At 71.1% G+C, this 12562-nt stretch carries 13 protein-coding genes; 10 read left to right on the forward strand and 3 right to left on the reverse strand.

The window, feature by feature from the left end; all coding sequences use genetic code 11:
* Window positions 1-17: 17 nt before the first annotated feature.
* Complete coding sequence (locus ACFZ8E_RS12565) at window positions 18-1139, reverse strand: ATP-dependent RecD-like DNA helicase (RefSeq protein ID WP_405042886.1); 1122 nt, start codon at window positions 1137-1139, stop codon at window positions 18-20.
* Window positions 1136-2068, reverse strand: coding sequence for an oxygen-dependent coproporphyrinogen oxidase (gene hemF / locus ACFZ8E_RS12570; RefSeq protein WP_405042887.1), 933 nt, complete (start codon window positions 2066-2068; stop codon window positions 1136-1138). The genes ACFZ8E_RS12565 and hemF overlap by 4 nt, the downstream gene beginning before the upstream one ends.
* 163 nt (window positions 2069-2231) lie before the next feature.
* Here hemF and ACFZ8E_RS12575 point away from each other — a divergent pair, with 163 nt between their 5' ends.
* Together ACFZ8E_RS12575 and ACFZ8E_RS12580 are read left to right on the forward strand one after the other, a co-directional pair.
* Window positions 2232-2657: a MerR family transcriptional regulator gene (locus tag ACFZ8E_RS12575; protein ID WP_405042888.1), complete on the forward strand. Its 426-nt coding sequence runs from the start codon at window positions 2232-2234 to the stop codon at window positions 2655-2657.
* On the forward strand, window positions 2593-2994 hold the full coding sequence (locus ACFZ8E_RS12580) for a carboxymuconolactone decarboxylase family protein (protein WP_243950418.1): 402 nt from the start codon (window positions 2593-2595) through the stop codon (window positions 2992-2994). Before ACFZ8E_RS12575 ends, ACFZ8E_RS12580 begins: the two co-directional genes overlap by 65 nt.
* Before the next feature lie 99 nt (window positions 2995-3093).
* Here ACFZ8E_RS12580 and ACFZ8E_RS12585 read toward each other — a convergent pair whose 3' ends face one another.
* A complete protein-coding gene (locus ACFZ8E_RS12585) occupies window positions 3094-3555 on the reverse strand; it encodes a tRNA (cytidine(34)-2'-O)-methyltransferase (protein ID WP_147842697.1) in 462 nt (153 codons plus the stop codon).
* Window positions 3556-3723: 168 nt separating this feature from the next.
* On the opposite strand from ACFZ8E_RS12585, the gene ACFZ8E_RS12590 reads away from it, so the two are divergent.
* The 8 genes from ACFZ8E_RS12590 (at window position 3724) to ACFZ8E_RS12625 (ending at window position 12546) form a co-directional block, all read left to right on the forward strand.
* On the forward strand, window positions 3724-5607 hold the full coding sequence (locus tag ACFZ8E_RS12590) for an ABC transporter ATP-binding protein (protein ID WP_405042889.1): 1884 nt from the start codon (window positions 3724-3726) through the stop codon (window positions 5605-5607).
* Between the two features lie 98 nt (window positions 5608-5705).
* Window positions 5706-7142: an MATE family efflux transporter gene (locus tag ACFZ8E_RS12595; protein WP_405042890.1), complete on the forward strand. Its 1437-nt coding sequence runs from the start codon at window positions 5706-5708 to the stop codon at window positions 7140-7142.
* Between the two features lie 214 nt (window positions 7143-7356).
* The gene (gene petA, locus ACFZ8E_RS12600) at window positions 7357-7929 is read left to right on the forward strand and encodes a ubiquinol-cytochrome c reductase iron-sulfur subunit (protein ID WP_147842694.1); all 573 of its coding nucleotides are present in this window, start codon (window positions 7357-7359) and stop codon (window positions 7927-7929) included.
* A 17-nt stretch (window positions 7930-7946) separates the two neighbouring features.
* A complete protein-coding gene (locus tag ACFZ8E_RS12605; RefSeq protein ID WP_147725806.1) occupies window positions 7947-9233 on the forward strand; it encodes a cytochrome b N-terminal domain-containing protein in 1287 nt (428 codons plus the stop codon).
* A gap of 20 nt (window positions 9234-9253) precedes the next feature.
* On the forward strand, window positions 9254-10165 hold the full coding sequence (locus ACFZ8E_RS12610) for a cytochrome c1 (RefSeq protein ID WP_405042891.1): 912 nt from the start codon (window positions 9254-9256) through the stop codon (window positions 10163-10165).
* Window positions 10166-10427: 262 nt separating this feature from the next.
* Window positions 10428-11303, forward strand: a complete 876-nt coding sequence (locus ACFZ8E_RS12615) for an S-methyl-5'-thioadenosine phosphorylase (RefSeq protein WP_147725804.1) — start codon at window positions 10428-10430, stop codon at window positions 11301-11303.
* Window positions 11304-11391: 88 nt separating this feature from the next.
* The gene (gene hisB / locus ACFZ8E_RS12620) at window positions 11392-11979 is read left to right on the forward strand and encodes an imidazoleglycerol-phosphate dehydratase HisB (protein ID WP_405042892.1); all 588 of its coding nucleotides are present in this window, start codon (window positions 11392-11394) and stop codon (window positions 11977-11979) included.
* An 87-nt stretch (window positions 11980-12066) separates the two neighbouring features.
* A complete protein-coding gene (locus ACFZ8E_RS12625; RefSeq protein ID WP_147725814.1) occupies window positions 12067-12546 on the forward strand; it encodes a DUF2628 domain-containing protein in 480 nt (159 codons plus the stop codon).
* Window positions 12547-12562 lie beyond the last annotated feature (16 nt).

Here is a 12562-nt window from a genome sequence, read left to right on the forward strand (position 1 = left end):
GAAGGGAAGAGCCGGTCCTACACCACCACCGTGATCGCCTGCGCCGCGCGAGTCAGGCCGGTGTAGAGCCACCGCGCCCGGTGCTCGCGGAAGGCGAACGATTCGTCGAACAGCACCACCTTGTCCCACTGCGAGCCCTGCGCCTTGTGGACGGTGAGCGCGTAGCCGTAGGTGAACTCGTCGGTCTCCCGGCGCAGGAAGGCCGGGATCTCCTCATCGGACCCGGAAATCACGGCGCGTAAAACCTTGATGTCGATGGCGCGCTTGCGCATGCCGGCGTCGTCCTCCGGCACCACGTCGAGGCGGATCGTGTCGGGGCGGGGCGGCGCGCGCAGGGCCTGCACGGTCCAGGTCGAGCCGTTGAGCAGGCCCTTGGTGCGGTCGTTGCGCAGGCAGACCAGCTTCTCGCCCACCGCCGGCATCGGGTCGACGTGGCCGGCCAGCTCCCGCAGCCGCCCGTTGTAGAGACGGCGGGTCTTGTTCATGCCCACCAGCACCTGGTCGCAGTCGAGCACCTGGGTCGGGTCGATGGCGCGGCGCGAGACCACGCGGCTGGCGCCGTACTCGCCGAGCGCGAGCCGGCCGCCCTCGCGCACCGTCATCGCCATGCGCACGATCGGGTCGTCCTTGGCCTGGCGGTGGACCTCGGTCAGCATCACGTCGGGCTCGGCCTCGGTGAAGAAGCCGCCGCCGCGCACCGGCGGCAGCTGCGCCGGGTCGCCGAGCACCAGCACCGGCTTGTCGAACGACAGCAGGTCGTGGCCGAGGTCGGAATCGACCATCGAGCACTCGTCGATGACGATGAGGTCGGCCTTGGCCGCCGGCCCGGCGCGGTTCAGCGAGAAGGCGGGGCCGCCCTCTTCCGTCTCCTTGGTGCGGTAGATCAGCGAGTGGATCGTCGCGGCGTCCTGGCAGCCCTTCTGGCGCATCACCGAGGCCGCCTTGCCGGTGAAGGCGCCGAACACCACCGAGCCGTCGACGTCGTCGGCGATGCGGCGGGCCAGCGTGGTCTTGCCGGTGCCGGCGTAGCCGAACAGCCGGAACACCTGGGCGGCGCCCTTGTCTTTGCGCCAGGCGGCGATGGCCTTCAGCGCCGCGTCCTGCTGCGGGGCGAAGCTTTTGGGGAGGTCGTCGCTCACGGCCAGCGCACGGTCGGCGGCAGCGACGACAGGATCGAGGCGACGTTGCCGCCGGTCTTCAGGCCGAAGATCGTGCCGCGGTCGTGGAGCAGGTTGAACTCGACGTAGCGCCCGCGCCGCACCTGCTGCTCCAGACGGTCGGCCTCGGTCCAGGGCGTCGCGACGTTGCGCCGGACGATCTCGGGATAGGCCGCGAGGAAGGCGCCGCCGACGTCGCGGGTGTAGGCGAGGTCGGCCTGCGGGTCGCCAGTCCAGTGGTAGTCGTAGAAGATCCCGCCGACGCCGCGGGGCTCCTTACGGTGCGGCAGGTAGAAGTATTCCTCGCACCACTGCTTGTACTTGTCGTAGTTCGCCGCCGGGGCGTGGGCGTCGCAGGCTGCCTTGAGGCAGGCGTGGAAGTGCCGCGTGTCGGGGTCGTCCTGCGTCCGCCGGCGCTCGAGCACCGGGGTGAGGTCGGCCCCGCCGCCGAACCACGTCTTCGTCGTCACCACGAAGCGGGTGTTCATGTGGACCGTCGGCACGTTCGGGTTCCACGGATGCGCGATCAGCGAGATGCCGGTGGCGAAGAAGCGCGGGTCCTCCGCAGCGCCCGGCATCTGGGCGCGGAACTCCGGCGCGAACTCGCCGTGCACCGCCGAGACGTGGACGCCGGCCTTCTCGAACACCCGGCCGTGCAGCATCGCCATGGTGCCGCCGCCGCCGGGCCGGCCGGTGTGGTCGGTCCGCTCCCAGGGGGTTTTTTCGAAGTGCCCGGCCGCAGCGGGTGCGTCCGGATGGAACGGCCCCTCGGCCTCGGCCTCCAAGGTCTCGAGCGCGCCGACGATGCGGTCGCGCAGCGTCGTGAACCACGCGGTCGCCTCGGCCTTGAGCGCCGTGACGTCGGCCTCGGGCAGGCGGGGGCGGGCTTTCTCGGTGTCCGGCATCGTCATGGACGGGATGTCCCACTCCGCCCCGGCGGCGTCAATTCACGCATCGCGAAACCGGGCTTCGACCCGCGCTTGACTTCGAGCGCGCTCGAAGCCGTAGCCTCGATGGCATCGTGGCGAGGGCCCAAAGGGTCAGAGGGTCAAAGGGCCGAAAGGCAAGCGGCACATGCGGATCGGCGAACTCGCCAAACGCTCGGGGCCGACGGCCCACACCCTCCGCTACGACGAGCGGATCGGGCTGCTGCCGTTCGTCGAGCGGGACGCCGCGGGGCACCGGGACTACGACGGGTCGATCCTGGCCTGGATCGGCTTCCTCGACCGTCTCAAGACCACCGGCATGCCGATCCGGACGATGCTGCATTACGCGGCCCTGCGGCGCGCCGGACCGGCGACGGCTCCGGAACGGCGCCTGCTGCTCGAACGGCATCGCGCGCAGGTCCGCGCGCACGTCGCCGCGTTGCAGGACGCCCTGGCCGTCCTCGACACGAAGATCGCCGGCTATGCCTGCTCGACCGAAGGGATGCACGATGACGACCGACCAGAGCCCGACCCTGGAAAGCCGCTACGCGCGGGGCGCCCGCGCGCTCGCTGAGATCGACGGGCAGGCCGGGGAGCACGTGATCGCGGCGCTGTCCGGCATCGCCCCGGATTTCGCCCGCTACCTGATCGAGTTCCCGTTCGGCGACATCTACAGCCGCCCCGGCCTCGACCTGCGATCGCGGGAGATCGCCACGATCGCGGCGCTGACGGCGATGGGCAACGCCGCGCCGCAGCTGAAGGTGCACATCGAGGCGGGCCTGAACGTCGGCCTGTCCCGCGACGAGATCACCGAGGTGATCATGCAGATGGCGGTCTATGCCGGCTTCCCGGCCGCCCTCAACGGCCTGTTCGCCGCCAAGGAGGTCTTCGCGGCCCGCGCGCCGGCGTGACGGCGTGACGCCGATCGCGCGGGCGCGAGCCACCGCCCACGGCCGCGAACCGGCGCGAGGCGCCCGGCGACACCGTCGGGCGCGCGCGGGCCGGGCGCCTCAGGCCGTCGGCCCGGCCCCCTGCCGGATCGCCTCGCCGCAGATCATCGCCGCGGCGACCGCGACGTTGAGCGAGCGCATTCCGGCGCGGATCGGCACCACCACCCGCGCGTCGGCCGCGGCGTGGACCGCCTCGGGCACGCCGGCCGATTCGCGGCCCATCAGGATGCAGTCGCCGTCGCGGAAGGCGAAGCCCGTGTAGGGCAGGGCGCCCGCGGTGGTGGCGAGCACCAGGCGGATTCCTGCCTGGAGGCGCCATTCCGAGAACGCCGCCCAGGAACGGTGCCGGGTGATCGCGACGTGGTCGAGGTAGTCGAGCCCCGAGCGGCGCAGGTGACGGTCGGACACGTCGAAGCCCGCCGGCTCGACGATCTCGACGGAGAGCCCGAGGCAGGCCGCCATGCGCAGCAGCGTGCCGGTGTTCTGGGGGATGTCGGGCTGGTAGAGCGCGAGGCGGAGCATGCTCCGGGGATATCCGCTTCGGCGCCGCCGACCAATCCACGCCGGCACCGCCGATCCGTGCCGACGCATGGCAGCCCCGACGCGCTGCGGCATCGCTCCGCGCTTGGCCGGGACGACCGCGGGCTTACATGAGGGTCACGCCTCCCCGACGCAAAGCACCGTGACACCATGTTCCTCGATTGGCTCGAGCGCCGCATCGACCCGTTCGCGCCCTTCGACGCGGAGCGGATGCCCCCTAAGACCGTGCTCGGCTTCGCCGCGTTCTACCTGCGCCCGATGCGGGCCGCGCTCGCCGCCCTGTTCGTCATCGCGGTGGTGGCGGGCACGGTCGAGGCCTCGCTCTACCTGCTGATGCGCTGGTTCATCGACCTGATGAACGGCGCCGACCGGACGACACTGCTGCAGGATCACGGGCTCGCGCTGGCGCTCGCCGCGCTGTTCCTCGTGGTGGTGCGGCCGACCACGATTTGGCTGCACGAGGTCGCCTCGAACCAGCTCATCGTGCCGCAGACCACCAACCAGGTCCGCTGGCGCACCCACCTCTACACGCTCAGCCACTCGCTCTCGTACTTCCAGGGCGACTTCGCCGGCCGCCTCGCCAACCGCATCGTCCAGGTCGGCCCGGCGGTGCGCGAGATCGCGGTCGTGTTCATCGACACCCTGCTCTACGTGGCGATCTACGCGATCACCGCGGTCGGCCTGTTCTCGTCGATCTCGGTGTGGCTGGCCTTGCCGGTGGTGGCCTGGATCGCGGCCTATGCCGGGCTGACGGCGTGGTTCGTGCCGCGGGCGCGCGAGCGGTCGCACCGCACCGCCGAGACCCGCTCGGCGCTGGTCGGGCGGGTGGTCGACAGCTACACCAACATCCTCACCGTCAAGCTCTTCGCCCGCGACCGCGAGGAGCGCGCGGCCGTGCGCGAGGCGATCGACAGCAACACCCGGACCTACCTGCACCAGTTCCGGCTGGTGACGCTGACGACGACCCTGCTCGGCATCCTCAACAGCGCCCTGCTGCTCGCCACCGGCGCCCTGTGCCTGATGCTGTGGCAGCGCGGCGGCATGACCACGGGCGAGGCCGCCGCCGGCCTCGCGCTGGTGCTGCGCCTGCTCGCGATGTCGGGCTGGGTGATGCAGACCGTGCGCGGCGTGTTCGAGAACGTCGGCGTGATCCAGGAGAGCATGCAGACGATCAGTCGTCCGCACGGGCTCGTCGACGCGCCCGACGCCGCCGTGCTGAAGGTCGCGGGCGGGGACATCCGCTTCGAGAACGTCGGCTTCCATTACGGCCGCGGCGACGCCAACGTGATCGAGAACCTGTCGCTGCACATCCGGGCCGGCGAGAAGGTCGGGCTCGTCGGCGTCAGCGGCGCGGGCAAGACCACGATCACCTCGCTGCTGCTGCGCCTGCACGACGTCGAGAGCGGCCGCATCACCGTCGACGGCCAGGACATCGCGCGCGTCACGCAGGATTCGCTGCGGGGCGCCATCGCCATGGTCAGCCAGGACACCTCGCTGCTGCACCGCTCGATCCGCGACAACATCGCCTACGGCCGCCCCGACGCGACCATGGACGCGGTCGCCCGCGCCGCCGAGCTCGCCCATGCCGACGCCTTCATCCATGACCTCGTCGACCACAAGGGGCGGCGCGGCTACGACGCCCAGGTCGGCGAGCGCGGGGTGAAGCTTTCGGGCGGCCAGCGCCAGCGCATCGCCATCGCCCGGGTGATCCTCAAGGACGCCCCCGTGCTGATCCTCGACGAGGCGACCTCGGCGCTGGATTCGGAGGTCGAGGCGGCGATCCAGGAGAGCCTCGACACCCTGATGCAGGGCAAGACCGTGCTCGCCATCGCCCACCGGCTCTCGACCATCGCGGCGCTCGACCGCCTCGTGGTCATCGACGAGGGCCGCATCGTCGAGGAGGGGACGCATGCCGAGCTGATCGGCCGCGGCGGCCTCTACGCCCGATTGTGGGAGCGCCAGTCCGGCGGCTTCCTGCCCGACCGGGCGCCCAAACCCGAGCCCCGTCGGATTTCCGACGCGTTGCCGGGGTAGAACGCGCGGAACCAGAGCCCGGAATGACGGGGAGGGCATAGGACCTCTCTTCATTCAAATGGGCGGCCGCGCCGGCCAGATCATCGAGAGACCAAGACATGCCGGCATTCGGCCTCGCGGCCTCGGCTGGGGAGGGGCGGCCTCCCGTCCGGCGACCGTGGATCGCGGAGCTGCGCGCGACCCTCGCGCTCGCCGCGCCCCTCGTCCTCACCAACCTCGCCCAGCACGGGCTGATCACCGCCGACACGGTGATGCTCGGCCGCCTCGGCGCGCCCGAGCTCGCGGCGGCGACGCTGGCCACCAGCCTGTACTTCATCCTGTTCATCTGCGGCATCGGCCTGACCTCGGCGGTGGCGCCCCTGATCGCGGAGGCGCTCGGGCGCGACCGCACCGATTCGGACGCCGTGCGCCGCCTCGTGCGGGCCGGGTTCTGGGCCGCGACCCTCGTCGCGATCCCGCTGATGCTCGGGCTGTGGCACACGCGGGCGCTGCTGGAAGCGATCGGCGAGCCGCCGGCGCTGGCCGAGGATGCCGGCCGCTACATGCGCGCGCTGCAATGGGCGATGTGGCCGGCCCTGCTGTTCATGGTGCTGCGCGGCACCTTCGCGGCGCTGGAGCGCCCGAGCTGGCCGCTCGCCGCCAGCCTGATGGCGCTGCCGGTCAATATCGGCCTCGGGGTCTGGCTCGCCTTCGAGGGCCCCGGACGCCTCGGCATGGGGCTGGTCGGGGTCGGCATCGCCACCACCTGCGCCGCGTTCTTCACCCTCCTCGTGCTCGTTGCGGTGATCCTGCGCGACCGCGGCCTGCGCCGGTACCGGCTGCTGCACCGGGTCTGGCGCTTCGATGCGAAGCGCCTCTCGGCCCTGTTCCGCCTCGGCCTGCCGATGGCGGGGACGGGGCTCGCGGAAGCCGGCCTGTTCGAGGCGGCGGTGCTCGGCATGGGGCTGTTCGGCGCGGCCCAGCTCGCCGCGCACGCGGTGGCGATCCAGATCGCGGCGCTCTGCTTCATGGTCCCGAACGGGGTCGCGCAGGGCGCCACCGTGCGCGTCGGCCTGCGGCACGGCGCGCACGACCCGCAGGGCGTGCGGCTCGCCGGCCGCGTCGCGCTGGCGCTCGGCTTCGGCTTCATGGCGGCCTGCGCCAGCCTCCAGCTCGGCGCGCCGCGCCTGCTGATCGGGCTGTTCCTCGACGTCGAGGCACCCGCCAACGCCGCGGTGATGCCCTACGCGGTCGGCTTGCTCGGCTTCGCGGCGCTGTTCGCGGTGGCCGACGGGGTCCAGTCCGTCGCCCTCGGGATGCTGCGCGGCCTGCAAGATACGAAGGTGCCGATGCTGATCGCCGTCGGCGGCTACTGGGGCATCGGCGTGCCCGCCGGCGCGGCGCTCGGCTGGGGGGCGGGGCTGCAGGGCTACGGGATCTGGCTCGGCTTCTGCGCCGGCCTGTTCGTCGTCGCGATCCTGCTCACCGCCCGCTGGCGCCGCCTGACCGCGCTTCGGGACCGCAGGCCCGGGCCCGCCGGGCCGCCCGCGCGATAGGAAACCCGATCCGTGTCGTCCTCCGGCACAGCTTGGCTTGACTTCGGGCGACGTGCGGTCGCATTGCACAGATTAGAACGATGATGCTCTGGTCCGCTCCGCACGGGCGGTCCGACGCGGCGGGCGAGATCGGATTCCCATCCGCCCGGGAGCGCTCCGCCGACCTGCCCGACGCCACGAGATCGGGCGACGGCACACTGGGAGATTGACGACCTTGGCGAACACCTCCGCCGCCGCGTCCACCGGCACCGCCGCCCCGGACGGAACCCGCCGCGACTTCCTGTACCTGGCCACCGGCGCGGGCGCCGCCGTCGGCGTCGGCGCCGTCGCCTGGCCCTTCGTCGCCTCGATGGCGCCGGACGCCGCCACCATCGCCGCCGGCGCGCCGATCGACGTCGACCTCGCCCCGATCACCGACGGCCAGATCATCAACGTGTTCTGGCGCGGCAAGCTGATCTTCGTCCGCAAGCTCACCGAGAAGGAGGTGACGGACATGAAGGCGATCCCGGAGAGCCAGCTCTCCGATCCGGCTCCCTTCGGCACGCGGGTGAAGAAGGGCCACGACCAGTGGCTCGTGGTCTACGGCAACTGCACCCATCTCGGCTGCGTGCCGATCGGCCACCAGGGCAACTTCGAGGGCTGGGCCTGCCCCTGCCACGGCTCGCAGTTCGACGCGGTCGGCCGCGTCCGCCGCGGCCCCGCCCCGATCAACCTTCCGATCCCGCCCTATTCCTTCCAGACCGACGCGAAGATCCGCATCGGCGAGGAAGCCAAGGCCGCGGCCTGAGACACGAGGGACCGCCCATGAGCGCTCACGCCAACGCCTACGTCCCCAAGAGCCGCCTCGCGAAGTGGTTCGAGGCCCGCCTGCCGATCGTCGGGCTGGTGCACTCGTCGTTCGTCGCCTTCCCGGTGCCGCGCAACCTGAACTACTTCTGGACCTTCGGCGCGATCCTGATCGCCTTCCTCGGCATCCAGATCGTCACCGGCGTCTGGCTCGCGATGCACTACGAGCCCTCGGCGACCCAGGCGTTCAACTCCGTCGAGCACATCATGCGCGACGTGAACTACGGCTGGCTGCTGCGCTACGCCCACGCCAACGGCGCGTCGATGTTCTTCGTCGCGGTCTACGTGCACATCTTCCGGGCGCTGTATTACGGGTCGTACAAGGCCCCGCGCGAGGTGCTCTACATCCTCGGCGTGATCATCTACCTCCTGATGATGGCGACCGCCTTCCTCGGCTACACCCTGCCCTGGGGCCAGATGAGCTTCTGGGGCGCGACCGTCATCACCAACATCCTCGCCGCGATCCCCGTGGTCGGCGACACCATCCAGAGCCTGCTCTGGGGCGGATACTCGGTCGGCAACCCGACGATCAACCGCTTCTTCTCGCTGCACTACCTGCTGCCGTGGATGATCGCGGGCGTCGTGGTGCTCCACGTCTGGGCGCTGCACGTCACCGGCCAGAACAACCCGACCGGCATCCCGATCAAGTCCTCGAAGGACGCGGTGCCCTTCACCCCCTACGCCACGATCAAGGACGTGTTCGCCACCGTGGTGTTCATGATCCTGTTCGCGTGGTTCATCTTCTACCAGCCGAACTATCTCGGCCACGCCGACAACTACGTCCCGGCCAACCCCGCCGTGACCCCGGCCCACATCGTGCCCGAATGGTACTTCCTGCCGTTCTACGCAATCCTGCGCGCGGTGCCGTCGAAGCTCGGCGGCGTGATCCTGATGTTCTCGGCGGTGCTGATCCTCGCGCTCGCGCCGTGGCTCGACACCTCGCGGGTGCGCTCGTGCAACTACCGGCCGATCTACCGCCAGTTCTTCTGGCTGTTCCTGGCGGTCACGGTCATCCTGGGCTGGCTCGGCGCCAAGCCGCCGGAAGGCGGCTACGTCATCGCCTCGCAGATCTGCACCTTCTACTACTTCGCCCACTTCCTCCTCGTGATGCCGATCGTCGGCCTGATCGAGACGCCGAAGGCGCTGCCCGGGTCGATCCTGGAGAGCGTGACCGGGCCGGGCAAGCAGGTGAGCGGGTCCGGGCTGCCGGCGGGCGCCGCCGCGGCGCCGACGACCAAGGGCTGAGGGCAGGACCGGAACCGACGATGAAACTCTCGAGCCTTCTCGCCGCCTCCCTGCTGGCGTTCTCCCTCGGCGCCCCGCTGGGCTCCTCGGCGGCCTCCGCCGAGGATGCGCATGGCGGCAACCAGCCGCCCCGCCTCCAGTGGAGCTACGCCGGCGTGTTCGGCCGCTTCGACCAGGCGCAGCTCCAGCGCGGGTTCCAGGTCTACAAGGAGGTCTGCTCCGCCTGCCACTCGATGAAGCTCGTGGACTTCCGCAACCTCGCGGAGGAGGGCGGTCCCGACTTCTCGGAGAGCCAGGTCAAGGCGCTCGCCGCGACCTACCAGGTCAAGGACGGCCCGAACGACGCCGGCGAGATGTTCGAGCGGCCCGGCCGCCCGGCCGACAAGTTCCCGCCGCCCTTCCCGAACGACCAGGCGGCGGCGGCGGCCAACGGCGGCAAGGCGCCGCCGGACTTCTCGGTGCTGGCCAAGGCCCGCACCTTCGAGCGCGGCTTCCCGTGGTTCATCACCGACGCGCTGCCCTTCGTCGGCTATTCCGAGCAGGGCGTGGACTACATCCACGCGGTGCTGAACGGCTACGAGGAGCCCCCGAAGGGCACCGACGTGCCGGACGGCGTGCACTACAACAAGTACTATCCCGGCCACCTGATCGCGATGCCGAACCCGATCAGCGACGGCCAGGTGACCTACCCGAAGAACGAGGCCGGCCAGCCGGTCGTGCCGGAGACGGTCGACCAGTACACCCGCGACGTGGCGGCCTTCATGGCCTGGGCCGCCGAGCCGCACATGATGGCGCGCAAGGCGCTCGGCTTCCGGGTGATCCTGTTCCTGATCCTGCTCTCGGGGCTGCTGTACTACGTCAAGAAGCGGGTCTGGGCCGACGTCGGCGGCGAGGTCCACGGTCTCCAGCCCGAGCTGCACAAGGCGGGTTGACGCCCGATCGATCCACGGACGACCGAACGGGCCCCTCGCGGGGCCCGTTCGCGTTTTTGCCGCGCGCGCAGTTCGTGATAGCGGGACGCGGAGATCTCAACCTCGCCGAGACCTGCGCGGGTCCCTTCCCCCGGGGGGAGAAGGACAGGATGAGGGGCGTGCGCAGTCCGGAGAGGTCACGCCCCTCACCCCACCCCTCTTCCCATGGAGAGGGAGCCCCGCAGCGGCTCCTACGCGCCACCTTCGACAACGGACGATCGACATGACGGCAGCGGTGCTCGGTGTGATGGGCGGGTCGGGGGTCTACGACCTGCCGGGGCTCGAGGACGTGCGCGAGGAGCGGGTGGCGTCGCCCTGGGGCGAGCCGTCCGACGCTCTGCGGATCGGGCGCATCGGGGACACCAAGGTGGTGTTCCTGGCCCGCCACGGCCGCGGGCACCGCCTCTCCCCGTCCGGCATCGACTACCGCGCCAACATCGACGCGCTGAAGCGGGCCGGCGTCACCGACCTCGTCGCGCTGTCGGCCTGCGGCTCGTTCCGCAACGAGCTGCATCCGGGCCTGTTCGTGCTCGTCGACCAGTTCGTCGACCGGACGGTGGGGCGCGCGTCCTCGTTCTTCGGGAACGGCTGCGTCGCCCACGTCTCGCTCGCCCACCCGGTCGGCCCGAACCTGCAGAAGCGCATCGCGAACGCGGCGGAGGCGGAGGGGATCGCCGTGCATCGCGGCGGCACCTACGTCTGCATGGAGGGGCCGCAATTCTCCTCGCTCGCCGAATCGAAGAGCTACAAGGCGCAAGGGTTCGACGTGATCGGCATGACCAACATGCCCGAGGCCAAGCTCGCCCGCGAGGCCGAGATCACCTACGCCACCATCGCGATGGTCACAGACTTCGACTGCTGGCATCCAGGCCACGACGCGGTCGACGTGGCCTCGGTCGTCGCGGTGGCGCGGGCCAACGCCGACAAGGCCGCCCGCCTCGTGGCGCGGCTCGCCCGCGACCTGCCCGCGACCCGCGAGGATTGCCCGGCCGGCTCGCACCGGGCGCTCGACGGCGCGATCATGACGGCGCCGTCCCACCGCGACCCGGACCTGCTGGCCAAGCTCGACGCGGTGGCGGGGCGCGTGCTCAAGGATTGAGCCGAGCCCTTCCCCCGGCGACGGCTTCCGCACTAGAAGGCACGAAAGCCGGCCGCATCGGCCCGGCGAACGAACACCCACGAAGACCATGCGCAGCGCCAGCATCAGCCGGAAGACGGCGGAGACCGACGTGTCGGTCTCGATCGACCTCGACGGCACCGGCAAGACCGGGATCGCCACCGGGGTCGGCTTCCTCGACCACATGCTCGAGCTGTTCGCCCGGCACGGCCTGTTCGACGTCGAGGCGCGGGTGACCGGCGACCTGCACGTCGACCAGCACCACACGGTGGAGGATTGCGGCATCGCGCTCGGCCAGGCCTTCGCGAAGGCGCTCGGCGACAAGCGCGGCATCGCCCGCTACGCCGACATCCACATGCCGATGGACGAGACGTTGAGCCGGGTCGCGATCGACATCTCGGGCAGGCCGTTCCTGGTGTTCCGCACCGCCTTCCGCGTCGAGAAGATCGGTGCCTTCGACACCGAGCTGGTGCGCGAGTGGTTCCAGGCCTTCGCCATGAACGCCGGCATCACGCTCCACGTCGAGACGCTCTACGGCGACAACGCCCATCACATCGCCGAGAGCTGCTTCAAGGGGCTGGCCCGCGCCTTGCGGAAGGCCGTCGCGGTCGATCCCCGCGAGGAGGGACGCGTTCCCTCGACCAAGGGTTCGCTGTAGGCGAGGATCGCGGACGGCCGTCGCGGCGGGCTCGCGCAGCCGCATCCGGCGTTCGGCCGACAGGAAAGGGAAGGGGTCGCCATGAGGATGCGCAGCTACACGCTCCATCTGCCGCACGAGGCCCGCTCCGGCGAGGCGCACGACCTCGACCGGGCGCAGCTGGTGCCGGACGGGTTCTCGTGGGCGGCCTTCGCCTTCTCGGTGCTGTGGTTCCTCTATCACCGCCTCTGGCTCGCAGCCCTGCTGGTGCTGGCCGGGCTCGGCGCCACCGCGCTCGTCGGCTACGGCCTCGGCCTGTCGCCCGCCGCCGGCACCGCGATCACGCTGCTGGTCCTGGTGCTGATCGGGCTCGAGGCGTCCTCGCTCCGGCGCTGGACGCTCGCCCGCAACGGCCGGCCGGCGCGCGACGCGGTGGTGGCCTTCAACGCCGACGAGGCCGAAGCCAAGGCGATGACGCGCTGGCTCGACCCCGCCCCCGCGCCGACCGTCCGGGCCTCGACCGCGTTCGCGGGCAACCGCGCGGCCGAGCCTGTGATCGGCCTGTTTCCCGCGCAGGGCGGCCGGTGAGCGTCTTCGAGGAACA

The sequence above is a fragment of the Methylobacterium sp. HMF5984 genome, from assembly GCF_045033435.1.
In the GTDB taxonomy this organism is placed as follows: domain Bacteria; phylum Pseudomonadota; class Alphaproteobacteria; order Rhizobiales; family Beijerinckiaceae; genus Methylobacterium.

What these genes read in the sequence shown, in the direction of transcription:
- hemF (WP_405042887.1), bottom strand. Translation starts at nt 2,068, where the DNA reads ATGACGATGCCGGACACCGAGAAAGCCCGCCCCCGCCTGCCCGAGGCC.
- ACFZ8E_RS12575 (WP_405042888.1), top strand. Translation starts at nt 2,232, where the DNA reads ATGCGGATCGGCGAACTCGCCAAACGCTCGGGGCCGACGGCCCACACC.
- ACFZ8E_RS12580 (WP_243950418.1), top strand. Translation starts at nt 2,593, where the DNA reads ATGACGACCGACCAGAGCCCGACCCTGGAAAGCCGCTACGCGCGGGGC.
- ACFZ8E_RS12585 (WP_147842697.1), bottom strand. Translation starts at nt 3,555, where the DNA reads ATGCTCCGCCTCGCGCTCTACCAGCCCGACATCCCCCAGAACACCGGC.
- ACFZ8E_RS12590 (WP_405042889.1), top strand. Translation starts at nt 3,724, where the DNA reads ATGTTCCTCGATTGGCTCGAGCGCCGCATCGACCCGTTCGCGCCCTTC.
- ACFZ8E_RS12595 (WP_405042890.1), top strand. Translation starts at nt 5,706, where the DNA reads ATGCCGGCATTCGGCCTCGCGGCCTCGGCTGGGGAGGGGCGGCCTCCC.
- ACFZ8E_RS12605 (WP_147725806.1), top strand. Translation starts at nt 7,947, where the DNA reads ATGAGCGCTCACGCCAACGCCTACGTCCCCAAGAGCCGCCTCGCGAAG.
- ACFZ8E_RS12610 (WP_405042891.1), top strand. Translation starts at nt 9,254, where the DNA reads ATGAAACTCTCGAGCCTTCTCGCCGCCTCCCTGCTGGCGTTCTCCCTC.
- ACFZ8E_RS12615 (WP_147725804.1), top strand. Translation starts at nt 10,428, where the DNA reads ATGACGGCAGCGGTGCTCGGTGTGATGGGCGGGTCGGGGGTCTACGAC.
- hisB (WP_405042892.1), top strand. Translation starts at nt 11,392, where the DNA reads ATGCGCAGCGCCAGCATCAGCCGGAAGACGGCGGAGACCGACGTGTCG.
- ACFZ8E_RS12625 (WP_147725814.1), top strand. Translation starts at nt 12,067, where the DNA reads ATGCGCAGCTACACGCTCCATCTGCCGCACGAGGCCCGCTCCGGCGAG.